The sequence below is a fragment of the Streptococcus mitis genome (assembly GCF_946190155.1).
Classification (GTDB): Bacteria; Bacillota; Bacilli; order Lactobacillales; family Streptococcaceae; genus Streptococcus; species Streptococcus mitis_CL.
Window position 1 is genome coordinate 13,427 of sequence record NZ_CAMHZL010000002.1, and the last position, 26,505, is coordinate 39,931.

General features: G+C 40.5%; 25 protein-coding genes and 3 riboswitches. Of the genes, 19 read left to right on the forward strand and 6 right to left on the reverse strand.

Translation table 11 applies throughout. The features are described 5' to 3' along the window. The first annotated feature begins 44 nt into the window (after nucleotides 1-44). Nucleotides 45-3,449 carry a G5 domain-containing protein gene (locus N8O80_RS01965; protein WP_261026647.1) on the forward strand — a complete coding sequence of 1,135 codons (3,405 nt, stop codon included), beginning with the start codon at nucleotides 45-47 and terminating at the stop codon, nucleotides 3,447-3,449. Nucleotides 3,450-3,517: 68 nt separating this feature from the next. On the opposite strand, the gene N8O80_RS01970 is transcribed toward N8O80_RS01965, so the two are convergent. The 4 genes from N8O80_RS01970 to N8O80_RS01985 are packed head-to-tail and all read right to left on the reverse strand — an operon-like array spanning nucleotide 3,518 to nucleotide 6,472. Continuing rightward, nucleotides 3,518-4,384 carry a cysteine ABC transporter substrate-binding protein gene (locus N8O80_RS01970; RefSeq protein WP_261026650.1) on the reverse strand — a complete coding sequence of 289 codons (867 nt, stop codon included), beginning with the start codon at nucleotides 4,382-4,384 and terminating at the stop codon, nucleotides 3,518-3,520. An 11-nt stretch (nucleotides 4,385-4,395) separates the two neighbouring features. After that, nucleotides 4,396-5,154 carry an amino acid ABC transporter ATP-binding protein gene (locus N8O80_RS01975; RefSeq protein WP_000004999.1) on the reverse strand — a complete coding sequence of 253 codons (759 nt, stop codon included), beginning with the start codon at nucleotides 5,152-5,154 and terminating at the stop codon, nucleotides 4,396-4,398. Beyond that, nucleotides 5,155-5,832: an amino acid ABC transporter permease gene (locus N8O80_RS01980; protein ID WP_261026653.1), complete on the reverse strand. Its 678-nt coding sequence runs from the start codon at nucleotides 5,830-5,832 to the stop codon at nucleotides 5,155-5,157. Beyond that, on the reverse strand, nucleotides 5,792-6,472 hold the full coding sequence (locus tag N8O80_RS01985; protein ID WP_261026654.1) for an amino acid ABC transporter permease: 681 nt from the start codon (nucleotides 6,470-6,472) through the stop codon (nucleotides 5,792-5,794). Before N8O80_RS01985 ends, N8O80_RS01980 begins: the two co-directional genes overlap by 41 nt. A 215-nt stretch (nucleotides 6,473-6,687) precedes the next feature. On the opposite strand from N8O80_RS01985, the gene lctO reads away from it, so the two are divergent. From lctO to thiE (N8O80_RS02040), 11 genes are all read left to right on the forward strand, one after another. Then, a complete protein-coding gene (gene lctO / locus N8O80_RS01990) occupies nucleotides 6,688-7,824 on the forward strand; it encodes an L-lactate oxidase (protein ID WP_000120723.1) in 1,137 nt (378 codons plus the stop codon). Between the two features lie 147 nt (nucleotides 7,825-7,971). Further along, a riboswitch (TPP riboswitch) is annotated at nucleotides 7,972-8,060 on the forward strand. A 214-nt stretch (nucleotides 8,061-8,274) separates the two neighbouring features. After that, nucleotides 8,275-8,943, forward strand: coding sequence for a TenA family protein (locus N8O80_RS01995; protein WP_261026656.1), 669 nt, complete (start codon nucleotides 8,275-8,277; stop codon nucleotides 8,941-8,943). 276 nt (nucleotides 8,944-9,219) lie between these two features. After that, complete coding sequence (gene thiM / locus N8O80_RS02000) at nucleotides 9,220-10,002, forward strand: hydroxyethylthiazole kinase (protein ID WP_033683999.1); 783 nt, start codon at nucleotides 9,220-9,222, stop codon at nucleotides 10,000-10,002. Between the two features lies 1 nt (nucleotide 10,003). Further along, a complete protein-coding gene (gene thiE, locus N8O80_RS02005; protein WP_261026658.1) occupies nucleotides 10,004-10,633 on the forward strand; it encodes a thiamine phosphate synthase in 630 nt (209 codons plus the stop codon). A 116-nt stretch (nucleotides 10,634-10,749) separates the two neighbouring features. Further along, a riboswitch (TPP riboswitch) is annotated at nucleotides 10,750-10,838 on the forward strand. A 156-nt stretch (nucleotides 10,839-10,994) separates the two neighbouring features. Further along, a complete protein-coding gene (locus N8O80_RS02010; protein ID WP_201058291.1) occupies nucleotides 10,995-11,555 on the forward strand; it encodes an ECF transporter S component in 561 nt (186 codons plus the stop codon). Continuing rightward, nucleotides 11,556-12,941, forward strand: coding sequence for an ATP-binding cassette domain-containing protein (locus tag N8O80_RS02015; protein WP_261026660.1), 1,386 nt, complete (start codon nucleotides 11,556-11,558; stop codon nucleotides 12,939-12,941). It abuts the gene before it with no gap. A gap of 1 nt (nucleotide 12,942) precedes the next feature. Continuing rightward, nucleotides 12,943-13,593, forward strand: coding sequence for an energy-coupling factor transporter transmembrane component T (locus tag N8O80_RS02020; RefSeq protein ID WP_125429550.1), 651 nt, complete (start codon nucleotides 12,943-12,945; stop codon nucleotides 13,591-13,593). A gap of 10 nt (nucleotides 13,594-13,603) precedes the next feature. Then, on the forward strand, nucleotides 13,604-14,296 hold the full coding sequence (tenA, locus tag N8O80_RS02025; protein WP_125429553.1) for a thiaminase II: 693 nt from the start codon (nucleotides 13,604-13,606) through the stop codon (nucleotides 14,294-14,296). A 4-nt stretch (nucleotides 14,297-14,300) separates the two neighbouring features. Next, nucleotides 14,301-14,825 (forward strand): energy coupling factor transporter S component ThiW, encoded by a 525-nt coding sequence (thiW, locus tag N8O80_RS02030; RefSeq protein WP_125429556.1) that lies wholly within the window; start codon nucleotides 14,301-14,303, stop codon nucleotides 14,823-14,825. After that, entirely contained in the window at nucleotides 14,825-15,628 is an 804-nt protein-coding gene (gene thiM, locus N8O80_RS02035; protein ID WP_125429559.1) for a hydroxyethylthiazole kinase, read from the forward strand. The genes thiW and thiM (N8O80_RS02035) overlap by 1 nt, the downstream gene beginning before the upstream one ends. Then, entirely contained in the window at nucleotides 15,621-16,253 is a 633-nt protein-coding gene (gene thiE, locus N8O80_RS02040; RefSeq protein ID WP_049551514.1) for a thiamine phosphate synthase, read from the forward strand. Before thiM (N8O80_RS02035) ends, thiE (N8O80_RS02040) begins: the two co-directional genes overlap by 8 nt. Before the next feature lie 159 nt (nucleotides 16,254-16,412). On the opposite strand, the gene thiD is transcribed toward thiE (N8O80_RS02040), so the two are convergent. After that, on the reverse strand, nucleotides 16,413-17,204 hold the full coding sequence (thiD, locus tag N8O80_RS02045) for a bifunctional hydroxymethylpyrimidine kinase/phosphomethylpyrimidine kinase (RefSeq protein WP_115904848.1): 792 nt from the start codon (nucleotides 17,202-17,204) through the stop codon (nucleotides 16,413-16,415). A gap of 83 nt (nucleotides 17,205-17,287) precedes the next feature. Continuing rightward, nucleotides 17,288-17,385, reverse strand: a riboswitch (TPP riboswitch). A gap of 183 nt (nucleotides 17,386-17,568) precedes the next feature. Between thiD and N8O80_RS02050 the strand changes: the two genes are divergently transcribed. From N8O80_RS02050 to manA, 6 genes are all read left to right on the forward strand, one after another. Continuing rightward, entirely contained in the window at nucleotides 17,569-17,964 is a 396-nt protein-coding gene (locus N8O80_RS02050; RefSeq protein ID WP_001167204.1) for a CopY/TcrY family copper transport repressor, read from the forward strand. 10 nt (nucleotides 17,965-17,974) lie between these two features. After that, a complete protein-coding gene (locus tag N8O80_RS02055) occupies nucleotides 17,975-18,346 on the forward strand; it encodes a cupredoxin domain-containing protein (RefSeq protein WP_261026663.1) in 372 nt (123 codons plus the stop codon). A gap of 9 nt (nucleotides 18,347-18,355) precedes the next feature. Then, entirely contained in the window at nucleotides 18,356-20,578 is a 2,223-nt protein-coding gene (locus tag N8O80_RS02060; protein WP_261026664.1) for a heavy metal translocating P-type ATPase, read from the forward strand. A gap of 212 nt (nucleotides 20,579-20,790) precedes the next feature. Beyond that, nucleotides 20,791-22,566, forward strand: coding sequence for a pyruvate oxidase (gene spxB, locus N8O80_RS02065; RefSeq protein ID WP_261026665.1), 1,776 nt, complete (start codon nucleotides 20,791-20,793; stop codon nucleotides 22,564-22,566). A gap of 110 nt (nucleotides 22,567-22,676) precedes the next feature. After that, nucleotides 22,677-23,024 carry a VOC family protein gene (locus N8O80_RS02070; protein WP_261026666.1) on the forward strand — a complete coding sequence of 116 codons (348 nt, stop codon included), beginning with the start codon at nucleotides 22,677-22,679 and terminating at the stop codon, nucleotides 23,022-23,024. Nucleotides 23,025-23,186: 162 nt separating this feature from the next. Beyond that, nucleotides 23,187-24,131, forward strand: a complete 945-nt coding sequence (gene manA / locus N8O80_RS02075) for a mannose-6-phosphate isomerase, class I (protein WP_049516551.1) — start codon at nucleotides 23,187-23,189, stop codon at nucleotides 24,129-24,131. 40 nt (nucleotides 24,132-24,171) lie between these two features. Here the strand turns inward: manA and N8O80_RS02080 are convergent, their stop codons facing one another. Then, complete coding sequence (locus N8O80_RS02080) at nucleotides 24,172-25,512, reverse strand: sodium-dependent transporter (RefSeq protein ID WP_120718877.1); 1,341 nt, start codon at nucleotides 25,510-25,512, stop codon at nucleotides 24,172-24,174. A 235-nt stretch (nucleotides 25,513-25,747) separates the two neighbouring features. On the opposite strand from N8O80_RS02080, the gene N8O80_RS02085 reads away from it, so the two are divergent. Next, on the forward strand, nucleotides 25,748-26,488 hold the full coding sequence (locus N8O80_RS02085) for a MerR family transcriptional regulator (RefSeq protein WP_261026667.1): 741 nt from the start codon (nucleotides 25,748-25,750) through the stop codon (nucleotides 26,486-26,488). Nucleotides 26,489-26,505: the final 17 nt, after the last annotated feature.

The following is a 26,505-nucleotide window of genomic DNA, read 5'->3' on the forward strand; positions in this document are numbered from 1 at the left end:
TAAGTATGTAAAAGTATAATCATTGAGAAGTCAGGAAAATAAAGATGGATAGACAAAATACTAATGAAAAAAAGACTTTGAAAAAAGGTAGAAGAGGTTGGGTAATCTCAGCAGCAATTGTAGCGCTTTTAGGAATTTCAGTTGGAACAGTTGTGTTGCAAAATCAATCGAGTCAAAATCAAGGACAATGTGAAAGTGTTACCGTTTCAGACTCTTCTTCAAAAGAAAAAGAATACACAACAACTGATACTATTAAAGAAACAGAGAAGAGTTTTCTACCTAAAGTAGATGCCAAAGAGGAATTGGCTAAAGCATTTGTAGCTACTAAAAAAGTTGGTTCTGAAGATTCGATTAAATCTCTCGATAAATCATATGAAAAATCATCAGAAATAAAGAAGGTAGAGGAAAAGCTTAAGTCACAGGTAAGAACTGAGGGTGAAGACGCAGTTGAGCAAGTTTCTAGATTAGAAGTAGCTAATAAAGATAATAAAATATTGAAAAAATCTGATAACCTAACTAAAAAGGTTGAAGTTAAAGATGATAAAGGCATCCCAGCAGTTCAGCCTAAACTGCCAGAATTGGTAATTATCGAAAAAGGTACTCCAGAAGTTCAGCCTGCATTGCCTGAAGCTAAACCAGAAAAAGATAAGGTCTTAGATAAAAAGGAAGAGAAAAAAGAAGTTGAAACTAAAGTTACAACTCCAACTGTTCCAGAAAACAAAGACCAAACAACTGGTACTCCAACTAAAGAAGAAAAAACTTTAGAAGAGAAAAAAGATAAGGTTGAAGGTAATAACCAAGCAACTTTACCAGGAAACAAAGAACAAGTTGAAACTGGTAAAACTAATACTGTAGTTGGTGAAAAAACAACTGAAGAAGTTATTAAACCTGCTACTCCAGCAAAACCAGAAGTGCCTGCTAAACCAGCAGAAGATGGAAAACCAGCTGTAGAAACTCAGCCAGCCATTCCAGCTCAGCCTGAAGTTAAAAAAGTTGTAACTACTCGAACTGAAGTAGAAACTTCTGTAATTGAACCTGGAGTCCAACATGTCCCAGATGCAAATCTTAATGTTGGTGAAACTCAAGTTGTTCAAGAAGGTGTTGCAGGAAAAACAGAAACAACTTACACAGTTACCATTGAAAATGGTGTAGAAGTTAGTCGTGTAGCAACAGGAACTCAAACAACTCCTGCAGTTGATAAAGTTATCCATGTTGGGACTAAAACTTCTAAAGAAGTGGTTCGTACTACAAAAGAAGAGGTGGTTCGCACTCCTATTCTTCCTGGTACAGAATACGTTCCAGATGAAAACTTAGATGCTGGAGTAGAAAAAGAGGTAGAAACCGGACAAAATGGTGAAAAACTTGAAGTTTTCACTGTAACACTTGAAGATGGTGTTGAAACTGGTCGTACTCTTGTTTCATCTACTCAAAAAGAGGCAAAAAATAGAGTTGTTCATGTCGGAATAAAAGTTGCTAAGAAAAATATTGAAACTGTAACTCGTGAAAACCACAAGGTTGAACATAAAGTTACTAGCAACACAAATCCAGACCTTCCGAAAGGTGAGAAAAAAGTAATTCAAGCTGGTAAAGATGGTTCTTATGAACTTGTTACTACAGTTGTAACCACTCCAGACGGTACGGAAGTTTCTCGTGATGAAAAACGAGAAAATGAAGTTCCAGCAGTTGATGAAATTGTAGAAATTGGAACTGGTGAAAACTTGGAAACAAGTCGCACTTCTCGAACAGTTGAAGTAAATTACGAAACTGAAGAAGTTAAAGATGAGACATTAAATGAAGGAAAACGTGTAGTAGAAACTAAGGGTCAAAAAGGTTCTTATACTGAAACTACAATTGTTTACGGAAATGGTCGTTCATCTGTGGTTAAAAGTGATGAAGTAAAACCGGTTAAAGAGGTTGTTCGAGTTGGAACTCATAAAGTTTTAACAGAAAATAAAACTCGAGTTGAGCGCAAAGCTGGAGAAAACTTCAATACTCTTGAAGTTAAAAGCGATAAACTTTTCAACGATCAACGAGTTGTTAAAACTAAAGGTAAAAACGGTGAAATCATCGAAAACTACAAAGACTACTATGAAGATGGCAAACTTGTTAAGAGTGAGCTAATCAATACTGAAACTGTTCCAGCAGTGGATGAAGTAGTCGAAGTTGGAACTAAAGAACGTTACACTTATGCTAATGAAGACAAAGTTATTACTGCTGAAGGTGAAAAACGAGTTGCTGATCCTGAACTTTTTGAAGGTGATGAGCGAGTTGAAGATGCGGTAAATGGTAAGGAAACTTATAAAGTTAAGTACATCAATGATGAAAATCAAAACCGTACGGAAGTAAGTCGTGAACTGATTAACACTGTTCCAGCAAAACAAAAAGTTGTTCATTATGGAACTAAGAAATTGATGTCTGAAGTTACTGAAGAAGAAACTGAAACAATTTCTCATGGTTCTCGTACTGAAAATGATTCTAACCTTTTCGAAGGTGAAACTCGTACTGAAAATGGTCGTGACGGATTCAAGCGTTACCGCAAAATTATTTCAGTAAACAATAAAACTGGTGAACGAACTGTTAAAAGTCGTGAGCTAGTTGAAACTAAGGATGCAGTTGACACAATTACCTATAATGGTACTAAGAAAAAACGTATCGCTGATCCAACAGATGTTGTAGTTCCAACAACTGATGATAACTATGACATTGATGGTACATGGAAAGACATTAAGAGTCTAGGTGAAAACGGTTTGGATCCAAACAATGAAGATCACCGTAGCGCTAAGTATCTACATGACAATCTTTCTCAAGCTGATAAAGACCGTGTAGCTGTTGATGAAACAGATGACGGAGATGAACTTCCTCGAGACATGGGACTTATCTCAGTTTGGAAAGTATCACGCCTTTCTCAAGCAGAACTTGATAAGCTTGAACAAATTGTAGATAATCGTAAACTTAATGAACACTTCATGGAGCTTCTTAATGAAGAACGCACTCGTAAAGGTTTGACTCCTGCAACCATCGCAGCAGATGATAGCGAACTAACTCGAGTTGCCAATATTCGTGCTAATGAAATGGCAGATCACGGTTCATTGCGTTACCAAGGTAAGGAGGAAGGTAAGCATAAACGGCCTGATGGTTCTCGTTGGTCAACTGCTTATGATTCAGAATTCTACAAACAAACAAATGCAATGACTGAAAATACAGCAGAAACAACAACTGTTTGGGATATTGTAAGTCTTACAAATGAAAAAGCGTTAGCTCACTACTTCTATACTGTATGGAAACACTCTAAAGGTCACTATGCAGCTATGATGATGGGAGATGGTTATAGCCCAGCAAACAAGAATGTACAATTCCGTGTTGCTCTTGGGTTCGCAAATCATTCATTGACTTCTGATAATCCAACAAACGTTGTTGCAATAATGGAGATTGCATCTATGATGGACTAGATAAAAAACGAACAAGATAAGATTCTGATTATCAGAATTCTAGTCTTGTCCGTTTTTCTTTTTAAAACTTAGTCGACTTTTCCACCTTCAACAACCAGGTCATCTGCTTTAGCAGCGTCACCGTAGGTTGGGTGAAGTGTTTTTTCATAGGCCCTATGGAAGAAGTTTTCTTTGCCTAATTTTTCAATATCTTTATTGATGAAGTCTAGCAATTCTTGGTTGCCTTTTTGAACTGCTGCTGCAATGGTATCTGGATTACCGAGAGAAGTAATTCCTACTTCAAATCCTTTGTTTTCAAGCGCCCAAGCTAGGACTTCCGTATTGTCAGTTGAAAAGGCATCTCCACGTCCGTCAAGAAGGGCTTGGTAAGAGTCACTGTATTGGTCGTATTTTTGGAGTTTTACTTCTGGGTGATTTTTCTCAAAATAAGTTTCAGCGGTCGTTCCTTTTGTAACAATCAAGGTTTTGCCTTCTAATTGTTTGACATCTGTAATGAGACCAGTCTTAGGTGATACGACACCCAGAGAAACTTTCATATATGGAAGGGCAAAATCAACTTGTTTCTTACGTTCATCAGTCACTGTAAAGTTGGCAAGAGTAATATCTACCTTGTTTGAAATCAAGTATTCCGCACGGTTGGCAGCATCGACGGAGACGTATTTAACCTTCACCCCAAGGTCTTGTGCCAGTTGGTTCCCAAGTTCGATATCGTAACCTTGGTAAGAACCGTCATTGTCAACGTAACCAAAAGGTTTCTTATCTCCAAATACGGCGATTCGCAGTTCACCGCTTTTTTTGATTTCATCGATTGTGCGAGCCTTGGCAGTCGTTTTTCCAGATGATGAACCAGCATTTCCACCTGAGCTACAAGCTGTGACAAAGATTAGGGCGAAGGCAAGTGCCAAAACAGTTAAGAGTGGTTTGAATAGTTTCATAAGAATCTCCTTTATAGATATGAGCCAAATTGGCTAAAGTCAAAGACGTTTAAAAATTCCTGGGCTCGTTTGGTTTGCGGATTGGTAAAGAAGGCTTGAGCTGTTCCTTCTTCAGCGATTTTCCCTTGGTCGAGGAAGATAATCCGATCGGCAATTGCTTGGGCAAACTGCATTTCATGGGTTACTAAAATCATGGTACGGCCTTCTTGGGCCAAGTCATTGATGAGTTCTAGAACCTCACGTACCATTTCTGGATCCAACGAAGCAGTCACTTCGTCAAAAAGGATGATTTCTGGATGCATGAGCAGGGCACGGACAATTGCAACCCGTTGCTTCTGTCCACCAGACAATTGACGAGCAAAGCTATGTTGTTTATCTAGTAAACCAACACGTTCCAGTAGTTGCAGAGCTTCTTCCGTTACTTCCTTCTTGTCTCTTCCCTGAGCCTTGATAGGGCCTAGGATGAGGTTTTGTAGGACATCCAGATGGGGAAAGAGTTCATAACTTTGAAAGACCATGCCAATCTTTTGGCGAACCAGGTGAAAGTCTTTTTTATTTTCAACGATAGACTGACCGTCCAGAAGAATATCTCCACCTTGAATACTTTCTAAGCCATTGAGGCAACGAAGGAGAGTACTTTTCCCACAACCAGATGGCCCTAGGATGACGACAACTTCCCCTTTTTTGATATCTAAGGATAGTCCTTGGAGGATAGGATTGTCTCCGAAGGATTTTTTGAGTTCCTTGATTTCTAAGATAGTTTCAGACATTTAGTTCCTCCAATGTTTTTCTAAGTGAGTAGATAGTTTGGAAATAGGGAAGCAAACTGTGAAATACAAGACCAGGATGGTTCCATAAATCCAAAAGGAAGCAGTTGGGATAGTCAGGCGATTGCTATCGATGATTTGTTGCCCAACCTTGGTCACTTCAACAACCCCAATCAAGACAACCAAGGAAGTGGTTTTAATCATCCGAGTAACAAGATTGATGGCTTGTGGAAGTAATCTTCTCAAGACCTGTGGGATGATAATGTGGTAGTAAAGTTGAACATTTGTCAAACCTAGCGCCTGTCCACTTTCAAACTGATGCTTAGGGAGGGAATTGATGGCTCCACGAACCAAGTCCCCCATCTCAGCTGTTCCCCAGAGGGTGAAAACGATAATAGCAGAAGTCTCACCTGAGATATTAATATTAAAGTTTCGAGCCAAGCCGAAATAAACGATGAAGAGTAGCACCAGTTGGGGCATGATACGGATGAATTCCAGATACAATCGTGTTAAAAATCGTATGATTCTAGAATGGGAGGTCATGATGATTCCCATGACTGTTCCGAACATCATGGATAAGAGGACAGACAGGATGGATATCCCAATCGTAACGCCCAATCCCTGTAAGATTCTCAGGAGATTATTTCCCTGAAAGAGTACTTGGATTCCCGAATCCTGCATGGCGGAGCCTCCTTTCTATCCAACTAAAGACCAGTGAGATGGGTAGCAGCATCATCAGATAAGCAACTACCAACATAGCAAGCGCAATGTCTGTTTCATAGTAGAGCCCAATCAAGTCTTTGGCGACGTACATGAGGTCGGCCAAAGCCACTGCTGAGAAAACGGAGGTTTCCTTGATGAGGAAAATGACATTGGCACTAAAAGACGGTAGGGCCACCGCTGTTGCTTGCGGAAGAACTACATAGCGGAAGACCTGTATAGGTGTCAGACCGATGGCTAATCCAATCTCCTGCTGGGTTTGACTGACGGCTTCCAACCCACTTCGGAAAGATTCTGCCATATAGGAGCCTCCTAAAAAGACTAGTCCCAGAGTAGCACAGACTTCTGAAGATAGGACAATCCCCATTCGGGGAAGACCGAAGTAGAGAAAGAAGAGTTGAATCAAAAGGGGCGTATTACGTGACAATTCAATGTAGGTTGTCGCTACTTGCGCCAAAACAGGGATTCGATAATGTCGGATGATACTAACGATTAAACCGAGCAGAAAGGATCCCAAAATTCCCCAAACTGCAATATGCAAGGTCAGAAGAAATGCCTTTTGATATAGTGGTAGATATTGTTCAACAATGGACCAATCCAAAAATAGAACCTCCCATCTAGAAATAATACAGTTATTGTAGCACTTAAAATCTCCTTTGGATAATATCTATTTTTTATTGCCGTTATAAGGATTTTTTATCATAGACATAAAATTTCTGAAATTTCCAAACAAAATATTTGAAAAGTTTTGAAAAAAGAGTTAAGATATTTTTGTAATATACAAAGTAAACGCTTACTTATTAAGGAGGGCATTTTATGTCATACAAAACAAGCAATGCAGAAGGTCATGTAGATTTCATCAATACCTATGATTTGGAGCCAATGGCGCAACAAGTTATCCCTAAAGCAGCCTTTGGCTATATCGCTAGTGGGGCGGAAGATACTTTCACTTTGCGTGAGAATATTCGTGCCTTTAACCACAAACTCATCGTTCCGCATACGCTTTGCAATGTAGAAAATCCAAGTACAGAGATTGAATTTGCAGGTGAAAAATTGTCTTCACCAATCATTATGGCGCCTGTTGCGGCCCATAAATTAGCAAACGAACAGGGTGAAGTAGCTACTGCGCGTGGTGTGCATGAGTTCGGTTCTCTTTATACAACTAGCTCTTACTCTACTGTAGACCTTCCTGAAATTACGGAAGCCCTTCAAGGGACACCTCACTGGTTCCAATTTTACTTTAGTAAAGATGATGGGATCAACCGCCACATCATGGACCGTGTGAAGGCTGAAGGCTACAAAGCTATTGTCTTGACTGCAGATGCCACTGTAGGGGGCAATCGTGAGGTGGACAAGCGTAATGGTTTTGTTTTCCCCGTTGGCATGCCGATTGTTGAAGAATACCTGCCAGAAGGTGCTGGTAAATCAATGGACTTTGTTTATAAATCAGCTAAACAACGCTTGTCTCCACGTGATGTAGAATTCATCGCTGAATACTCAGGACTTCCTGTTTATGTCAAGGGACCACAATGCCGTGAGGACGTTGAACGTTCGCTTGCTGCAGGTGCCTCTGGTATTTGGGTAACCAACCATGGTGGTCGCCAAATCGACGGTGGACCAGCTGCCTTTGATTCACTTCAAGAAGTAGCAGAAGCAGTTGATAAACGTGTACCAATCGTCTTTGACTCAGGTATTCGTCGTGGTCAACACGTCTTTAAAGCCTTGGCTTCAGGAGCAGACTTGGTAGCTATTGGCCGCCCTGTTATCTATGGCTTGGCCCTTGGTGGTAGTGTCGGTGTACGCCAAGTCTTTGAACACTTGAATGCAGAATTGAAGACAGTTATGCAGTTATCTGGAACTCAGACCATTGAAGATGTCAAACACTTCAAACTCCGTCACAACCCATACAATCCAACCTTCCCAGTTGACCCACGCGACTTAAAATTGTATTGATAAAAAGATTGCCTCCACTGAATGTGGAGGTTTTTCTTAGTGTATAGGAAGAATAAATCACCATTGAAAACTATATAAATATATTTTCCAATCAAATATCTTGCTAGGGCTTTCATTTTTTGCTATACTGGTCCAGTAATTAAATAATAAAGACATTTGGGGTGCTTTAGGCTGAGATGATACCCATTGAACCTGATACAGTTAAGACTGGCGAAGGGAAATGTGAAACGTTTTTTCGTATGGCGAAATGAACAATCTAATCTTGTAAGTCAACTCTAATTCTTGATGGTAATTGGAGTTTTTTTGTTTATAGAAGCTGGATGAAGGTGATACAAAGCATTTAGGTAGCTCTTCTTGAACGCCCTTGATTTTCTTTAAAAAGGTCAAGTAAAACTAGGATTTTCTTGATGTTTTGTTGATTACGTACGAGTAAAGAGAGGAAAAGTAAATATGGAAACACAAGACTATGCATTTGAGCCAGGTTTGACTGTTGGAGAATTATTAAAAAGGAGTCAAGATGATTGGCAGGCTGCAATCAATCATCGTTTTGTTAAGGAACTTTTTGCGGGGACAATTGAGAATAAGGTCTTAAAAGACTACCTAATTCAAGATTATCACTTCTTTGATGCCTTCTTATCCATGCTGGGTGCTTGTGTAGCCCACGCAGACCAGCTTGAATCCAAGCTTCGTTTTGCCAAGCAACTAGGCTTTCTTGAAGCAGATGAAGACGGTTATTTTCAAAAGGCTTTCAAAGAGTTAAAAGTATCTGAGAATGACTATCTGGAAGTGACCTTGCATCCTGTAACAAAAGCCTTTCAGGAGCTTATGTATTCTGCTGTATCATCATCAGACTATGCCCATCTTTTAGTCATGCTGGTCATTGCAGAAGGTCTCTATTTAGACTGGGGTTCTAAAGATTTAGCTCTACCTGAAACCTACATTCATTCGGAATGGATCAATCTCCACAGAGGTCCTTTCTTTGCAGAGTGGGTTCAATTTCTGGTTGACGAACTCAATCGTGTCGGGAAAAGTCGAGAAGATTTGACAGAACTTCAGCAACGCTGGAACCAAGCAGTCGCTTTAGAATTAGCCTTTTTTGATATTGGTTATGACGCTTAGAGAAGGTTTAGGATATTTACAAATTTGATGAGGTAGTTCTCTTCGAAAATCTCTTCAAACCACGTCAGCTTCACCTTAGATTATATATGTGACTGACTTCGTCAGTCTTATCTACAACCTCAAAGCAGTGCTTTGAGCAACCTGAGGCTAGATTCCTAGTTTGCTCTTTGATTTTCATTGAGCATAAATCATTCAATGTAAAAAAAATTTCTTAACGAAAGATAGAGATAAATCGAAATCAGTAGATCGTATAAAGTGAAAAGGAAGGATTTCAATATGACAAGTTTAAAATTATTAAAAGAAAAAGCACCTTTGGTCATTTGCATAACCAATGATGTAGTAAAAAATTTCACAGCAAATGGATTAGTAGCACTGGGTGCGTCACCAGCCATGAGTGAGTTTCCTGCAGATTTAGAGGATTTGTTAAAGTATGCTGGAGGTTTATTAATAAACATAGGCACATTGACAGATGAAAATTGGAAATTATACCAAGCTGCTCTGAAAATTGCAGAGAAATATAATGTCCCAGCAGTTTTAGATCCTGTAGCCTGTGGAGCAGGAGAATATAGAAAAAAAGTAGCAGATGATCTAATTAACAATTACAAACTAGCAGCGATTAGAGGAAATGCTGGAGAGATTGCCTCTTTAGTAGGAATAAATGTGGCATCTAAAGGAGTAGATAGTGCAGGCGTAGATAATATTGACGAAATTGCTCTAGCAGCAAATGAGAAGTTCAATATTCCAATAGTAGTAACAGGTGAAGTGGATGCTATTGCGGTAAATGGAGAAGTGGTAACGATTCATAATGGTAGTGCCATGATGCCAAAAGTTATTGGGACAGGATGCTTGTTAGGTGCTGTAGTAGCAAGCTTTATCGGACTAGAAAAAGGTCAAGAATTGAAATCATTAGAAACAGCAATGTTGGTTTATAATATCGCTGGAGAAATGGCAGAAAAACGTCCAAATGGACATCTTCCTGGAACATTCAAAGTGGAATTTATAAATGCCTTATATGAGATTACAGATGAAGATGTAAAGGAATTCAAAAGAGTGAAGTAAAATGTTTCATAAGGAATTATTAAAACTATATTTTATTTGTGGAACGACTACTTGCCAAGGAAAAGATCTATATACAGTCGTTGAGGAAGCCTTAAAAGGTGGGATAACCTTATTTCAATTCCGTGAAAAAGGTGAGGGATCCTTAGAAGGTAAAGAAAAAGTCGAATTAGCAATTAAACTACAGAATCTTTGTAAAAAATACAATGTTCCATTTATCGTTAATGATGATTTAGATTTGGCGATGGAAATTGACGCTGATGGCGTACATGTAGGACAAGATGACCTTGGAGTTGATGAAATTAGAAAATTGATGCCAGAAAAAATAATTGGTCTTTCTATAAAAAACGAGGAAGAATTTCAACAATCAAAAGTTGAATATGTAGATTATGTTGGTGTTGGTCCTGTATTTGATACCCAGTCAAAGGATGATGCTGGTGGTGCTATAGGTTATGAAGGTCTTAAATTGATGAGAAAACTATTGCCACAACTGCCCTTAGTTGCAATTGGTGGGATACAGACGAAACATATTAAAGACATTATGAAGACCAATGTTGACGGCGTTTCAATAATTTCAGCAATATCATATGCAAAAAATATAGAAAAAACTGTTCGAGAAATGAGTGAACAATAGGTATGGATCTAACCAAAGAAAGATCTGCTGTCTTTGTGAGTGCAAGTCTGTATTTCCCAGTTCAATTTCTTGAACTAGAATAAATCGTTTGTTATAATATTTATATAATTAAATAATAAAGACATTTGGGGTGCTTTAGGCTGAGATGATACCCATTGAACCTGATACAGTTAAGACTGGCGAAGGGAAATGTGAAATGGTTTTGTATTTATAGAAACTAACCATCTAATCTTGTAAGCTGAACTCTAATTCCTATCTGTAATTAGAGTTTTTTCTTTTACGAAACTGGATGAAGATGATACAAAGCATTTAGGTAGCTCACCTTGAATACCCCACTTTTCTTTAAAAAAAGGAGTTTTTTATGTTGAAAAAATGGCAATTAAAAGATGTTATCTTACTTGCTTTCTTGTCTATCTTTTTTGGTGGCGTTTTTGTAGGATCTGGCTATCTGTTTGATATCCTCACTCTGATTTTAGCACCTCTTGGTTTACAGGCCTTTGCCAATGAAATCCTCTTTGGTCTCTGGTGTATGGCTGCGCCTATTGCTGCCATCTTTGTTCCAAGAGTGGGAAGTGCAACGATTGGAGAAGTGCTAGCTGCGCTTGCTGAAGTCCTTTATGGTAGCCAATTCGGTCTAGGTGCCCTTTTGTCTGGCTTGGTTCAAGGTTTGGGAAGTGAACTTGGTTTTATCGTAACCAAGAATCGCTATGAAAGTTGGCTCTCTCTAACTGCCAATAGTATTGGGATTACGCTTGTTAGCTTTGTCTATGAATACATTAAGTTAGGTTACTACGCCTTCTCCCTTCCTTTTGTTCTTTCCTTGCTTGTAGTACGTTTTATTTCTGTCTTTTTCTTCTGTACCATCTTGGTTCGTGCCATTGTCAAACTCTATCATCAGTTTGCAGCTGGAGGCAAGTCATAGATGGGCCTGGAACTACGAGCGATTCAGTCTCCAATCTTCTCTGAGCCGCTTGATTTTACTTTTCATGAGCAAGCCTTTACCTTGTTAGTTGGGAGCAGTGGTTCAGGAAAATCCAGTCTCTTTCAAATGATTGCCCAAGTCAGTTCCTTGCCCCATAGTGGTCAAGTCTTGATAGATGGGAGTGAGGTCAGTCAGCTTTCTATCGTCGAACGTGTCCAGACAGTTGGGATTCTCTTTCAAAATCCTAATCATCAATTTACCATGGAGAACTTGTTTGAGGAGCTGGTTTTTACCTTGGAAAATATTGGGCATCCTGTTCAGGAAATTGATTCTAAAATAGCAGAGGTGGTCCAGCAATGTCGCTGCAAGGAGATTTTGCACCGTCCCATCCATCACTTATCAGGTGGGGAAAAGCAAAAAGCTGCCTTGGCTGTTCTCTTTGCCATGAATCCTAGGGTCTATCTCTTGGATGAGCCATTCGCTTCCATTGACCGCAAGAGAAGAATCGAGATATTGGAGATTCTAAAAGAGTTAGCCTCTAATGGGAAGGCAGTCATCCTGTGCGACCATGATTTGTCTGACTATGAAGCCTATATCGACCATATGGTGGAGCTAAGAGACGGACAACTAAGGAAAATAAATCAAATCCCTGCCTCTGAAATGACACAGGCTGTTTCAAAGGAGGTTGCTTCTAGCCCGGAACTGTTCCATATGGATCGAACGACTTGTGAGCTGGATAAGCGTCCCCTCTTTTCAATTGCGGATTTTACATTCTACCAAGGAATTTCCTGTATCTTGGGAGACAATGGTGTCGGGAAATCAACCCTCTTTCGGTCTATTCTTCAATTTCAAAAGTATAAGGGGCGCATTACCTGGAAGGGGACAGTCCTGAAAAAGAAAAAGAGTTTGTACCGTGACCTGACGGGTGTTGTTCAGGAAGCTGAGAAGCAGTTTATCCGAGTCAGTCTGCGAGAAGAGCTTCAATTAGATGGACCTGATTCTGAAAGAAATCAGCGGATACTCCAAGCTTTACAATATTTTGATCTGGAGCAGACTCTTGATAAGAGTCCCTATCAATTAAGTGGTGGCCAGCAAAAGATTCTTCAGCTCTTGACCATCTTGACTAGCAAGGCTTCTGTGATCTTACTAGATGAACCTTTTGCAGGTTTGGATGATAGAGCTTGCCATTATTTTTGTCAGTGGATTGTGGAGGAGAGAAATCAAGGAAGAAGTTTTCTGATCATTAGCCATCGTTTGGATCCCTTGATCTCTGTGGTTGATTATTGGATTAAGATGACTAGTCAGGGTCTCAGTCATGTGAAAGAAGTGACAATTACTAAACCACTCACATCTCAGAGTAGCAATACCCAAGGGGAGGTGAAGTAGTATGGTCAAAGTAGCAACCCAGACACCGATTATCAGTCTCTTCTTGCTGATTTTATCCTTGGAAACATCCTTCATTCCTTCGATTGCTCTTAATCTCTCGGTAGTTGCATTTTGTATTCTCTTTATGCTCTATTACCGGCGATTTAAAGTATTGGCTTGGATGATTCTGCTCGCCATTTTGCCATCTTTGGCCAACTACTGGGCAGTTCGGTTACACGGAGATGCTTCGCAGGCAGTCATGCTTGGAACGAGGGCCTTTGTGACCGTTTGTATTGGTCTTGTCTTTGTTTCCTCTATTTCCCTAAAAGAGCTTCTCTTGTACTTGGCTCAAAAGGGGTTATCACGCTCTTGGGCCTATGCCTTGATTGTGGTATTCAATTCCTTCCCCCTTATCCAGCAAGAAATCAAGTCCCTCAAGGAAGCTTGCTTATTACGCGGTCAAGAACTACATTTTTGGTCTCCCTTGATTTACAGCAAGGTTCTGATGACAGTCTTTAGGTGGCGTCATCTTTATCTGAGAGCTCTGTCGGCGCATGGATATGACGAACATGCACAGGTGGAGAATCGCTATCGGACTTTTTATATTCCTCAAAGGACAATATTCATCTACCTGCTGTTCTTTTTATTACTTCAAACCAGTCTATTTTTATAAAGGAGTTATTATGGAATTTACAGATATTGCGATGGAATTATCCAAGGAAGCTTGGCAGGCTTCCTTTCATCACCCCTTTGTTTTACAGTTACAAGAGGGAAATTTAGACCCTGCAATTTTCCGCTATTACTTGATTCAGGATGCCTATTATCTGAAGTCTTTTTCAGAAGCTTATCACCTCTTGGCTGATAAGACTTCAAACCAAGAGATGAAAAGACTCTTGAAACAAAATGCTCAGAGTCTAGTGGAAGGTGAGTTATTTATCCGCCAACAATTTTTCAAGGAATTGGAAATCAGCGATCAGGAAATGGAGGAACATCCAATCGCTCCAACCTGCTATCATTATATCTCTCACATTTATCGTCAATTTGCAGAGCCAAACTTGGGCATTGCCTTTGCAAGTTTGCTGCCTTGTCCTTGGTTATACCATGATATAGGCAAATCACTTAATCTTAAACCATCACCAAATCCTCTCTACCAACAATGGATTGAAACTTATATTACGGATGAGTTAGAGCAACAGATCAGAGAGGAGGGAGCGCTGGTTAATCAACTCTATCGAGAAAGTGACGAGACAGACAGAAAAAAAATGCTAGATGCCTTCCACATTAGTGTTCACATGGAAGCCAAGTTTTGGGAAATGGCCTACCAACACCAGACATGGAAGAGTGATTTACACTCTTTAGAAAAAGGAGAAGAATAGCAATATGAGAAAGAACCAATTGCAAGTTCACAAATTAACCATTTTATCTATGATGATTGCCCTTGATGTAGTCCTTACACCTATCTTTCGGATTGAGGGAATGGCACCGATGTCCAGTGTAGTCAATATTCTAGCAGGAATCATGATGGGACCTGTTTATGCTTTGGCTATGGCTACAGTGACAGCCTTTATCCGTATGACGACTCAAGGGATTCCGCCTTTAGCTCTCACAGGAGCGACTTTTGGAGCCCTTCTAGCAGGTCTCTTTTATAAGTATGGTCGAAAATTTCATTATTCCGCTCTAGGAGAGATTTTGGGAACAGGTATTATTGGTTCTATTGTTTCCTATCCTGTTATGGTACTCTTTACAGGATCAGCTGCTAAGCTTAGCTGGTTTATCTACACTCCTCGATTTTTCGGAGCAACCTTGATTGGCACAGCGATTTCCTTTATTGCCTTTCGATTTTTAATCAAGCAGGAATTCTTTAAAAAAGTGCAGGGATATTTCTTTGATGAAAGGATAAACTGATGCAGGAATTGACAAATCCTTTTCCTCTGGGAACGACTTCCCTCATTCACTGTATTACCAATGAGATTTCTTGTGAGATGCTAGCAAATGGGATTTTGGCTCTGGGATGCAAACCTGTCATGGCAGATGACCCTCGTGAGGTTCTTGATTTTACTAAGCAAAGCCAGGCACTCTTCATCAATTTGGGGCATTTGTCTGCTGAGAAGGAAAAAGCAATCCGTATGGCAGCTTCTTATGCAGATCAAGTTTGTCTCCCAATGGTAGTAGATGCGGTTGGCGTAACGGCTTCATCCATTCGTAAGAGCTTAGTTGAAGACCTTTTAGACTATAGACCTACGGTCCTTAAAGGAAACATGTCAGAAATCCGAAGTCTTGTTGGCTTAAAACACCACGGAGTTGGGGTCGATGCGAGTGCTAAAGATCAAGAAACTGATGATTTGCTTCAAGTCTTGAGAGACTGGTGTCAGACCTATCCTGGTATGTCATTCTTAGTTACTGGCCCCAAGGACCTCATCGTTTCAAAGAATCAGGTTGCTGTATTGGGAAATGGCTGTGTAGAATTAGACTGGATAACAGGGACAGGAGACTTGGTTGGAGCTTTAACAGCTGTTTTTCTCAGCCAAGGAAAAACTGCCTTTGAAGCTTCTTGCTTAGCAGTCTCTTATCTCAATATCGCTGCTGAGAAAATAGTTGTTCAAGGAATGGGATTGGAAGATTTTCGTTACCAAGTGCTCAATCAGCTTTCGCTCCTCAGAAGAGATGAAAACTGGCTAGATGCTATCAAAGGAGATGTTTATGAATAGAGAGGCGCTTAGACTGTATTTGGTAACCAATCGTTACCAAGATTCCGTGGAAAGCTTTCTTGAAAAGGTTGAGAAGGCTTGCCGTTCAGGGGTTACCATAGTCCAATTACGAGAAAAAAATCTTACAACCAATCAATATTATCAACTGGCAAAACAAGTCAAGGAAATAACAGATGCCTATCAGGTACCCCTGATCATCGATGATCGTTTGGATGTCTGTCTTGCAGTTGATGCTGCTGGTCTGCATATTGGCGACGATGAATTACCCGTTTCGGTTGCCCGCAAAGTCCTAGGTCCTGAAAAAATCCTCGGTGTCACAGCTAAAACAGTAAAAAGAGCCCTTGAAGCAGAAGAAGGGGGAGCAGATTACTTGGGGACAGGAGCCATTTTCCCAACTACCACTAAGGAAAATGCGCCTATCACCCTGATTTCAACCTTGAAAACAATTTGTCAAAGGGTCGCCATTCCAGTAGTTGCTATCGGAGGTTTAACTTCGGAGAACATTGACCAACTTATGGGCACTGGCATAGCTGGTGTAGCTGTAGTGCGTGATTTGATGCAGGCAGAAGATATAGAGGCAAAAACGCAAGCCTTTTTGACAAAGTTAGATGACATTATTTTCTAATTAATACTCAATGAAAATCAAAGAGCAAACTAGGAAGCTAGCCGCAGGTTGCTCAAAGCACTGCTTTGAGGTTGCAGATAAAGTTGATGTCGTTTGAAGAGATTTTAGAAGACTATAAAAACTCTCTAATTCCCTTAAAGTGGGAACTAGAGAGTTTTTTTAATCTTTAAAGCTTGTATGGTTGACTGGGCCAGAACCATGACCGAGTTGAGGAGCGTCTTGAATGGCTTTTGTGATAAAGGCCTTGGCCTTATCGACTGCTTGATAGAGGGTTTTCCCCTTGGCTAGTTCAGCCGTAATCACTGCAGCAAAGGTACATCCAGTACCATGGGTGTGACAGGTTTGAATTCTTGGGCTTTCCCAGACAAATTGGTCATCCTTGGTAAAGAGGAAATCCTTGGCACCGCCTTCGAGATGCCCACCTTTGATTACCACAGACTGAGGACCAAATTCTTTTAAAATCAGGCGACCGGCACGCTGCATGTCTTCAGGATCATGGATTGAAAAGCCAACAATCTCTTCTGCCTCAGGAAGATTCGGTGTGATAATACTTGCAAGGGGAAGTAGGTTTGTTTTTAGGTAAGTTCTGGCACTGGTATCAATCAGGGTATCACCGCTTGTTGCGACCATAACAGGGTCAAGGACATAGGGACAATCCAGCTTTTTAAGATAGGGCTGGATGATTTCCATGATTTCAGTAGTTGCCAACATTCCAGTTTTTACAGCCTGAGGTGGAATATCCGAAAAGACACTGTCCAATTGGGCTTTCAACATTTGAGGAGAAACGTGCTCGATTAATTGAACACCTCTGGTATTTTGAGCGACAAGACTGGTCACAACGGCCATTCCATAGACATCTCTAGCTTGGAATGACTTTAAATCTGCCATAATGCCAGCCCCACCACTAGGGTCAGTCCCTGCAATGGTCAAAGCAACGGGTAAATAAGTCATCTAAAACCTCCCAACCAACTGAAGTTTGTATTCTTAAGAACAAGCTAGTCTGTTTCAGGAAGGCAATAGAAGACTGCTAGTCCCCATTATCATTTCCACTTCCATCAGCTAGCATTACCTAGATTGAGTCAAAGGGTCTAACAGTTGTTAATCTCAGCTTTACGCACCCCTAGTGGTTGTTTTCTTTTTTCTTTAGTATAGCATATTTTTATAGTTTATATAGTAAGATTTGACTGAAAATCCTTTATCAAATTGTTAAAATTCAATTTTTCAAACAAAAGATTGATTTTATAATTGACAAATGTAGATTTTTAGAGTATACTATTTGATGTAATTGACAAATGTAGATTTTGGAGGTGTGCTAATGCAGATTTCAGATGCAGAATGGCAGGTCATGAAGATTATTTGGATGCAAGGAGAGCAGACCAGTACGGATTTGATCAGGGTTCTGGCGGAGCGTTTCGACTGGTCCAAGTCAACCATTCAAACTCTTTTGGCTCGTTTGGTTGAGAAAGAGTGTCTGACAAGGAAAAAAGAAGGCAAGTCTTTTGTTTATTCAGCCCTTTTAACTTTGGACCAAAGTCGGGATTTACTTGTCCAAGATATCAAGGACAAGGTTTGTTCTCGTAGGATTAAGAACTTGTTGGCTGATTTGATTGCTGAATGTGATTTTACTCAGGCTGACTTGGAAGACTTGGAAGCTGTGATTTCTGAGAAGAAATCAAGCGCTGTAACAGAAGTAAAATGTAATTGTATGTAAAGGAGACGTCATGTTAAATAGTATTGTAACCATTATTTGTATTGCCCTTATCGCGTTTATCTTGTTTTGGTTTTTCAAAAAGCCTGAAAAATCTGGACAAAAGGCCCAGCAAAAAAAGGGCTACCAAGAGATTCGAGTGGAAGTCATGGGAGGCTACACTCCTGAGTTGATTATTCTAAAGAAATCAGTACCAGCTCGCATTGTTTTTGACCGCAAGGATCCTTCACCATGTTTGGACCAAATTGTTTTTCCAGATTTTGGTGTACATGCGAACCTGCCTATGGGGGAAGAGTATGTAGTGGAAATCACGCCTGAGCAGGCTGGAGAGTATGGTTTCTCTTGTGGCATGAATATGATGCACGGCAAGATGATTGTAGAATAGGAGAATGATATGACTGAAATTGTAAAAGCAAGTCTTGAAAATGGTGTTCAAAAAATCCGTATCACGGCAGACAAAGGCTATCATCCAGCCCATATCCAGCTTCAAAAAGGGATTCCAGCTGAGATTACCTTTCATCGAGCAACTCCTTCAAACTGTTACAAGGAAATTCTGTTTGAAGAAGAAGGCATCTTAGAGCCAATCGGCGTAGATGAGGAGAAAGTCATTCGTTTTACACCTCAAGAATTAGGTCAACATGAATTTTCTTGTGGTATGAAGATGCAAAAGGGAAGTTATACAGTTGTTGAGAAGACTCGAAAATCTCTATCGCTTTTACAGCGTTTTTGGATTACTAGTATCTTTACTGTGCCTCTTGTGATTCTCATGATTGGAATGTCGACAGGAGGAATTAGTCACCAAGTCATGCGTTGGGGCACCTTTTTAGCCACAACACCGATTATGCTAGTAGCAGGTGGTCCTTATATCCAAAGTGCTTGGGCTAGTTTTAAAAAGCACAATGCCAACATGGATACCTTGGTTGCTCTGGGAACCCTAGTGGCCTATTTCTATAGCTTAGTTGCCCTCTTCGCTGGCCTCCCCGTTTACTTTGAAAGTGCTGCCTTTATCTTCTTCTTCGTTCTTATGGGAGCCGTTTTTGAGGAGAAAATGCGGAAAAATACTTCCCAAGCTGTGGAGAAATTACTTGACTTGCAGGCTAAAACTGCAGAAGTCTTGCGTGAGGATAGCTATGTTAAAGTCCCCTTGGAGCAAGTCAAGGTAGGTGATCTGATTCGAGTGCGTCCCGGTGAAAAGATTGCTGTTGATGGTGTCGTAGTAGAAGGTATCTCTAGTATTGATGAGTCTATGGTGACAGGTGAGAGTCTGCCTGTGGATAAGACAGTTGGAGATACCGTCATTGGTTCAACCATCAATAATAGTGGAACACTTGTTTTTAGAGCAGAAAAAGTTGGTTCAGAAACTGTTTTGGCTCAGATTGTGGATTTTGTGAAGAAAGCCCAGACAAGTCGAGCACCAATTCAGGATTTGACGGATAAGATTTCAGGAATTTTTGTCCCAGCAGTTGTCATTTTAGCGATTTTAACTTTTTGGATTTGGTTTGTCGTGCTTGGAGCGAGCTTTGTGTCCTCGCTTCTCTACGGAGTGGCGGTTTTGATTATTGCCTGTCCTTGTGCATTGGGACTTGCAACACCAACAGCCCTTATGGTGGGGACAGGACGCAGTGCCAAGATGGGAGTTCTCCTCAAAAATGGAACGGTTCTACAGGAAATCCAGAAAGTCAAAACTATTGTCTTTGATAAGACCGGGACTTTGACGGAAGGGAAACCTGTGGTAACAGATGTCATCGGCAACGAAGCAGAAGTGCTTGGATTGGCAGCTTCCTTGGAAGAATCTTCTCAACACCCACTGGCTGAAGCCGTTGTGAAACGAGCGAGTGAAGCTGGACTTGAGTTTCACACTGTTGAAAATTTCCAAGCCTTGCACGGAAAAGGTGTTTCAGGGCAAATCAATGAAAAACAAGTTCTGCTTGGAAATGCTAAAATGTTGGATGGCATGGATATTTCTAGCATTTATCAAGAAAAACTAGAACAACTGGAAAAAGAAGCTAAGACAGTTGTGTTCTTGGCTGTGGACAATGAAATCAAAGGCTTGCTTGCTTTGCAAGATATTCCCAAGGAAAATGCTAAGCTTGCCATCAGTCAGTTGAAAAAACGAGGTCTTAAAACAGTCATGCTGACAGGAGACAATGCAGGTGTGGCGCGTGCTATTGCCGATCAGATAGGAATCGAAGAGGTCATTGCAGGTGTCTTACCAGAAGAAAAAGCCCATGAAATCCATAAACTACAATCAGTTGGAAAAGTAGCCTTTGTTGGTGATGGTATCAATGACGCTCCTGCCCTCAGTGTAGCAGATGTGGGGATTGCTATGGGAGCTGGAACAGATATTGCTATTGAGTCAGCAGATTTGGTGTTGACAACCAATAACCTCTTAGGAGTGGTTCGTGCCTTTGACATGAGTAAGAAAACTTTTAATCGTATTCTGCTCAATCTTTTCTGGGCCTTTATCTACAATGTCGCCGGAATTCCGATAGCAGCAGGAGTCTTTTCAGGTGTTGGACTAGCTCTTAACCCAGAACTGGCTGGTCTAGCCATGGCCTTTAGTTCTGTATCTGTTTTGACTAGTTCCCTTCTCTTAAACTTTAGTAAAATAGATTAAAAGCGGGCTTGCTCGCTTTTTTATTATAAAACAGAAGCTAAAAATATTTTCAAACTGTACTGTAATAGAGAATAAAAACTTCTGAGCAGATTCTTAGTAAAGTCAAAATAAATGTGATAAATTAGTATTGTAAAAATTTACTGAAACGTTTTCAAAAACTATATGAAACCTTTTTTAGTAGATTTAAAAATATTTGAAGGAGAGTTATCATTATGACTCAAGGGAAAATTACTGCATCTGCAGCAATGCTTAATGTATTGAAAACATGGGGCGTAGACACAATCTACGGTATCCCATCAGGAACACTCAGCTCATTGATGGACGCTTTGGCTGAAGATAAAGATATCCGCTTCTTGCAAGTTCGCCACGAAGAAACAGGTGCTCTTGCAGCGGTTATGCAAGCTAAATTCGGTGGCTCAATCGGGGTTGCAGTTGGTTCAGGTGGTCCAGGTGCGACTCACTTGATTAACGGTGTTTACGATGCAGCTATGGATAACACTCCATTCCTAGCAATCCTTGGATCACGTCCAGTTAACGAATTGAACATGGATGCTTTCCAAGAATTGAACCAAAACCCAATGTACAACGGTATCGCTGTATATAACAAACGTGTAGCTTACGCTGAGCAATTGCCAAAAGTAATTGACGAAGCTTGCCGTGCTGCAGTTTCTAAAAAAGGTCCAGCTGTTGTTGAAATCCCAGTAAACTTCGGTTTCCAAGAAATCGACGAAAACTCATACTATGGATCAGGTTCATACGAGCGTTCATTCATCGCTCCTGCTTTGAACGAAGTTGAAATCGACAAAGCTGTTGAAATCTTGAACAATGCTGAACGTCCAGTTATCTATGCTGGTTACGGTGGTGTTAAAGCTGGTGAAGTGATCACTGAATTGTCACGTAAAATCAAAGCACCAATCATCACAACTGGTAAAAACTTTGAAGCTTTCGAATGGAACTATGAAGGTTTGACAGGTTCTGCTTACCGTGTTGGTTGGAAACCAGCCAACGAAGTGGTCTTTGAAGCAGACACAGTTCTTTTCCTTGGTTCAAACTTCCCATTTGCTGAAGTTTACGAAGCATTCAAGAACACTGAAAAATTCATCCAAGTGGATATCGACCCTTACAAACTTGGTAAACGTCATGCCCTAGACGCTTCAATCCTTGGTGATGCAGGTCAAGCAGCGAAAGCAATCCTTGACAAAGTGAATCCAGTTGAATCTACTCCATGGTGGCGTGCAAACGTGAAGAACAACCAAAACTGGCGTGATTACATGAACAAACTCGAAGGTAAAACTGAGGGTGAATTGCAATTGTATCAAGTTTACAATGCAATCAATAAACATGCTGATCAAGACGCTATCTATTCAATCGACGTAGGTGACACTACTCAAACATCTACTCGTCACCTTCACATGACACCTAAGAACATGTGGCGTACATCTCCACTATTTGCGACAATGGGTATTGCCCTTCCTGGTGGTATCGCTGCTAAGAAAGACAATCCAGATCGCCAAGTATGGAACATCATGGGTGACGGTGCATTCAACATGTGCTACCCAGACGTTATCACAAACGTTCAATACGACCTTCCAGTTATCAACGTTGTCTTCTCAAATGGTAAATATGCCTTCATCAAAGACAAATACGAAGACACAAACAAACACTTATTTGGTTGTGACTTCCCTAATGCTGACTATGCGAAAATCGCTGAAGCTCAAGGAGCTGTTGGATTTACAGTTGACCGTATTGAAGACATCGAGGCAGTTGTTGCAGAAGCTGTTAAATTGAACAAAGAAGGTAAAACTGTTGTTATCGATGCTCGCATCAGTCAACACCGTCCACTTCCAGTAGAAGTACTTGAATTGGATCCAAAACTTCACTCAGAAGAAGCAATCAAAGCCTTCAAGGAAAAATACGAAGCAGAAGAACTCGTACCATTCCGTCTCTTCTTGGAAGAAGAAGGATTGCAATCACGCGTAATCAAATAATTCCTCTCGTCGAAAATCAAATGTAAACTTTGTAGATTTTATTCTTTGATTTTCTTAGAGAGAAACTTGAAAAGATCGGAGCAATCCGGTCTTTTTATGGAAAACAGTAAATGAATTTAAATCAATTAGATATCATCGTTTCAAATGTTCCTCAAGTCTGTGCTGACTTAGAGCGTATTTTGGATAAAAAAGCTGATTATGTTGATGATAGTTTTGCTCAGTTCACGATTGGCAGTCACTGTCTGATGTTGTTCCAAAATCATTTGATTCCTTTGGAAGATTTTCAGTCAGGAATCATTCTTCATATCGAGGTTGAAGATGTAGACCAGAATTACCAACGGTTGAAAGAGCTTGGTATCCAGGTTTTAAACGGTCCAACTGTAACCGATTGGGGAACAGAGTCCTTATTAGTTAAAGGTCCTGCTGGTCTAGTGCTTGATTTTTATCGTATGAAATAGGACATAGTAGAGTTTGATCGCCAGCAAAAGTTATAGCATAAGAGGGGATTTCTTTACTATTTTTATAAAATCTTCTCCCTACTTTATAATATGTGAAAAAGAGTTCAATTAGATGGAGCTTTTTGCTATAATGAGGGGAGAAAAATCAGACAGGAGATCGACATGTCAGAACCATTATTTTTACAATCAGTTATGCAAGAAAAAATCTGGGGTGGAACCAAGCTACGTGATGAGTTTGGTTACGACATCCCAAGTGAAAAAATCGGAGAATATTGGGCCATCTCAGCCCATCCAAATGGAGTCTCTAAAGTTGCCAATGGACGCTACCAGGGAACAGACCTCGCTACTTTGTATGCGGAACATCGTGAATTGTTTGGCAATCGTCCTGAGCCTGTATTTCCACTTTTGACTAAGATTCTGGATGCCAACGACTGGCTCAGTGTCCAAGTTCACCCAGACGATGCCTATGGACTAGAGCATGAAGGTGAACTTGGAAAAACAGAATGCTGGTACATTATCGCAGCGGATGAAGGTTCAGAAATTATCTATGGTCACAATGCCAAGTCAAAAGAAGAACTCCGCCAGCAAATCGAGGACAAGAACTGGGATGCCTTGTTGACAAAAGTTCCTGTAAAGGCTGGAGATTTCTTCTATGTACCAAGTGGCACCATGCACGCTATCGGGGCAGGTATCTTAATCCTTGAAACCCAACAATCTAGTGACACCACCTATCGCGTTTATGACTTTGACCGTAAGGATGATAATGGTAACTTGCGTGAACTTCACCTTGAAAAATCCATTGATGTCTTGAATATTGGCGAGCCTGCCAATAGCCGTCCTGTAACTATCAAAGCAGATGATTTACGTTCCACTCTCCTTGTATCCAATGATTTCTTTGCAGTTTACAAGTGGGAAATTACTGGAAAAGTTGACTTCGAAAAGACAGCTGACTACAGCTTATTCAGTGTCTTGGCTGGTCAAGGTCAACTAACTGTTGACGGGAAAAATTATCCAATCCAAAAAGGTAGCCACTTTATCCTACCAAGTGATGTTGAAGCTTGGACATTGGAAGGGCAAGGTCTGGAATTGATTGTTAGCCATCCATAAAAAAGAAAGGGCCTGAGTTTACTACTCAAGTCCTTTTTGATTACATAAATTGGGCGATGAAGACCACGATGATGATGATTGGAATGATGAAACGAAGAAGGAAGAGCCAGACTTGGAACAGTCCCTGTTTCCATGCTGTTTCATCAAGATGGAGTTCCTCCATTGCAAGAGCCTTTTTAAAGATATAGCCTGTAAAAAGTGAAAGGCAGAGAGCTCCAAATGGCATAAGGAGATTGGAAACCAAGAAGTCCATAGCATCAAAGAAGGTCTTCCCAAAAATATGAACATCTGCCATAATACTGTAAGATAGGGCTGAAGGGATTCCAAAGACAAAGGTCAAAATTCCTAAAATAACACTCCATTTGGCACGCTTGCTGTTGTCCTGATTGGTGATATTGCCTACATTGATTTCCAACATAACGACAGAAGAAGTGACCGTCGCAAAGAGGAAGAGCATGAGGAAGAGGATGTAGAAAATGGTTCCAAAAGGCATCTTGTCAAAGAGCTGAGGCAAGACGATAAAGAGCAGGCTCGGTCCCCCTTCAGATTGGATATTGAAGGCTGACATGGCTGGGAAAATGGCTAGACCCGCCATGATAGATACTGAAATATTCATGACTACGATGGAAATCCCTGACTGGACTAGATTGGTTTTTTTGTCCAAATAAGAAGCATAGGTCAGCATGGCTGTAACCCCTAGTGAGAGGGCAAAGAAAGATTGTCCCAGAGCATAGAGGAGACCAGCACTTGTCAGCTTAGAGAAGTCTGGTTTTAGGAAGTAAAGAACCCCTTCCATGGCATTTGGCAAACTGAGAGAGCGCCCAATGATGACAACAAAGATGATAAAGAGCAGGGGCATCATGACTTTCGAAGCTCTTTCAATCCCTTTTTGAACCCCACGTGATACAATGAAGATATTCAATAGGATAAAGGCTGCTTGAGCTCCTAGGGCAATGGCTGGATTTGAAATGATTGAAGTAAATAACTGAGCATAATCACCCGTTCCACCAAGTTGGAACAATTTTCCAAACTCAATGCCTAGATAGACTAAAATCCAGCCACCAATAACACTGTAAAACGATAAAAGGATAAAAAGGGCAAAGGCACCAATCCAACCGATAAAGTTGTACTTGCTATTCTTTCCTAGTTTTCCAAAGGTTTTGATAGCTGAGACACCAGCACTTCGGCCGAGGGCAAACTCAGCTAGCAAAAGGGGAAAACCGATTAGAATAGTGGAGATGAGAAAGACTAGTAAAAAGCCTCCTCCACCGTTAGCAGCAGTCATATAAGGAAATTTCCAAACGGCTCCAAGTCCGATGGCTGAACCAGCAGATGCTAGGATAAAGCCCAGTTTAGAACCCCATTGCGATTTTTCAGACATAGTTAAACTCCTAAAATTAGTATTACAAAAGAAAAAGCTACTGCCCTTGGCAAATAGCCTCATAAGTACTCAAAATGAGCCTTTCTTTTGATTGATAGACTTGACTATCCTATCATGTTTTCTAAGGTCTGTCAAGAAAACCATTTTCATGTTATGATAAAGTAAAAAAATTTCGCAAAAACGCTTGACTCTGACCTAAGGGTAGGGGTTATACTATCATTGTAAGGAGGAAATCATGTACCATATAAAAGAAGCTGCGCAGCTTTCGGGTGTCTCTGTCAAGACCCTGCACCACTACGATAAGATAGGGCTTTTGGTTCCTTTAAAGTCGGAAAACGGCTATCGAACATACAGTCAGGAGGATTTGGAGCGACTTCAGGTCATTCTTTATTACAAATATCTAGGTTTTTCTTTAGAAAAAATAGCAGAGCTATTAAAGGAAGAAAGGACAGATTTATTGCCCCATCTGACCAGACAGTTGGACTATTTGACTCGAGAAAGGGAACATCTGGATACCTTGATTTCAACCTTGCAAAAAACCATTAAAGAACATAAAGGAGAAAGAGAAATGAGCATTCAAGAGAAATTTGCTGGATTTAACTACCAAGACCATCAAAAATACCATCAAGAGGCGGTAGAGAAATATGGACAAGAAGTCATGGACCAAGCGCTCGAGCGTCAAAAAGGTCACGAAGACGAGGCTACGGTTGCCTTCAACCAAGTTTTTCAAGCTTTGGCACAAAATCTTCAAGCTGGTCTGCCTGCAACAGCAACTGAAAACCAAGAGCAAGCAACCAAGCTCTTGCAAGCCATTCGTACTTATGGATTTGATTGTTCTGTTGAGGTCTTCGGATATATCGGCAAGGGCTACGTCTATAACCCAGAGTTTAAGGAAAATATTGACAAATTTGGAACTGGAACAGCCCAGTACACATCAGATGTGATTGCGCACTATGTCCAAACTCAGACAAAATAAAATCGGAGGAGTATTCT

What these genes read in the sequence shown, in the direction of transcription:
- N8O80_RS01965 (WP_261026647.1), top strand. Translation starts at nt 45, where the DNA reads ATGGATAGACAAAATACTAATGAAAAAAAGACTTTGAAAAAAGGTAGA.
- N8O80_RS01970 (WP_261026650.1), bottom strand. Translation starts at nt 4,384, where the DNA reads ATGAAACTATTCAAACCACTCTTAACTGTTTTGGCACTTGCCTTCGCC.
- N8O80_RS01975 (WP_000004999.1), bottom strand. Translation starts at nt 5,154, where the DNA reads ATGTCTGAAACTATCTTAGAAATCAAGGAACTCAAAAAATCCTTCGGA.
- N8O80_RS01980 (WP_261026653.1), bottom strand. Translation starts at nt 5,832, where the DNA reads ATGCAGGATTCGGGAATCCAAGTACTCTTTCAGGGAAATAATCTCCTG.
- lctO (WP_000120723.1), top strand. Translation starts at nt 6,688, where the DNA reads ATGTCATACAAAACAAGCAATGCAGAAGGTCATGTAGATTTCATCAAT.
- N8O80_RS01995 (WP_261026656.1), top strand. Translation starts at nt 8,275, where the DNA reads ATGGAAACACAAGACTATGCATTTGAGCCAGGTTTGACTGTTGGAGAA.
- thiM (WP_033683999.1), top strand. Translation starts at nt 9,220, where the DNA reads ATGACAAGTTTAAAATTATTAAAAGAAAAAGCACCTTTGGTCATTTGC.
- thiE (WP_261026658.1), top strand. Translation starts at nt 10,004, where the DNA reads ATGTTTCATAAGGAATTATTAAAACTATATTTTATTTGTGGAACGACT.
- N8O80_RS02010 (WP_201058291.1), top strand. Translation starts at nt 10,995, where the DNA reads ATGTTGAAAAAATGGCAATTAAAAGATGTTATCTTACTTGCTTTCTTG.
- N8O80_RS02015 (WP_261026660.1), top strand. Translation starts at nt 11,556, where the DNA reads ATGGGCCTGGAACTACGAGCGATTCAGTCTCCAATCTTCTCTGAGCCG.
- N8O80_RS02020 (WP_125429550.1), top strand. Translation starts at nt 12,943, where the DNA reads ATGGTCAAAGTAGCAACCCAGACACCGATTATCAGTCTCTTCTTGCTG.
- tenA (WP_125429553.1), top strand. Translation starts at nt 13,604, where the DNA reads ATGGAATTTACAGATATTGCGATGGAATTATCCAAGGAAGCTTGGCAG.
- thiW (WP_125429556.1), top strand. Translation starts at nt 14,301, where the DNA reads ATGAGAAAGAACCAATTGCAAGTTCACAAATTAACCATTTTATCTATG.
- thiM (WP_125429559.1), top strand. Translation starts at nt 14,825, where the DNA reads ATGCAGGAATTGACAAATCCTTTTCCTCTGGGAACGACTTCCCTCATT.
- thiE (WP_049551514.1), top strand. Translation starts at nt 15,621, where the DNA reads ATGAATAGAGAGGCGCTTAGACTGTATTTGGTAACCAATCGTTACCAA.
- thiD (WP_115904848.1), bottom strand. Translation starts at nt 17,204, where the DNA reads ATGACTTATTTACCCGTTGCTTTGACCATTGCAGGGACTGACCCTAGT.
- N8O80_RS02050 (WP_001167204.1), top strand. Translation starts at nt 17,569, where the DNA reads ATGCAGATTTCAGATGCAGAATGGCAGGTCATGAAGATTATTTGGATG.
- N8O80_RS02055 (WP_261026663.1), top strand. Translation starts at nt 17,975, where the DNA reads ATGTTAAATAGTATTGTAACCATTATTTGTATTGCCCTTATCGCGTTT.
- N8O80_RS02060 (WP_261026664.1), top strand. Translation starts at nt 18,356, where the DNA reads ATGACTGAAATTGTAAAAGCAAGTCTTGAAAATGGTGTTCAAAAAATC.
- spxB (WP_261026665.1), top strand. Translation starts at nt 20,791, where the DNA reads ATGACTCAAGGGAAAATTACTGCATCTGCAGCAATGCTTAATGTATTG.
- N8O80_RS02070 (WP_261026666.1), top strand. Translation starts at nt 22,677, where the DNA reads ATGAATTTAAATCAATTAGATATCATCGTTTCAAATGTTCCTCAAGTC.
- manA (WP_049516551.1), top strand. Translation starts at nt 23,187, where the DNA reads ATGTCAGAACCATTATTTTTACAATCAGTTATGCAAGAAAAAATCTGG.
- N8O80_RS02080 (WP_120718877.1), bottom strand. Translation starts at nt 25,512, where the DNA reads ATGTCTGAAAAATCGCAATGGGGTTCTAAACTGGGCTTTATCCTAGCA.
- N8O80_RS02085 (WP_261026667.1), top strand. Translation starts at nt 25,748, where the DNA reads ATGTACCATATAAAAGAAGCTGCGCAGCTTTCGGGTGTCTCTGTCAAG.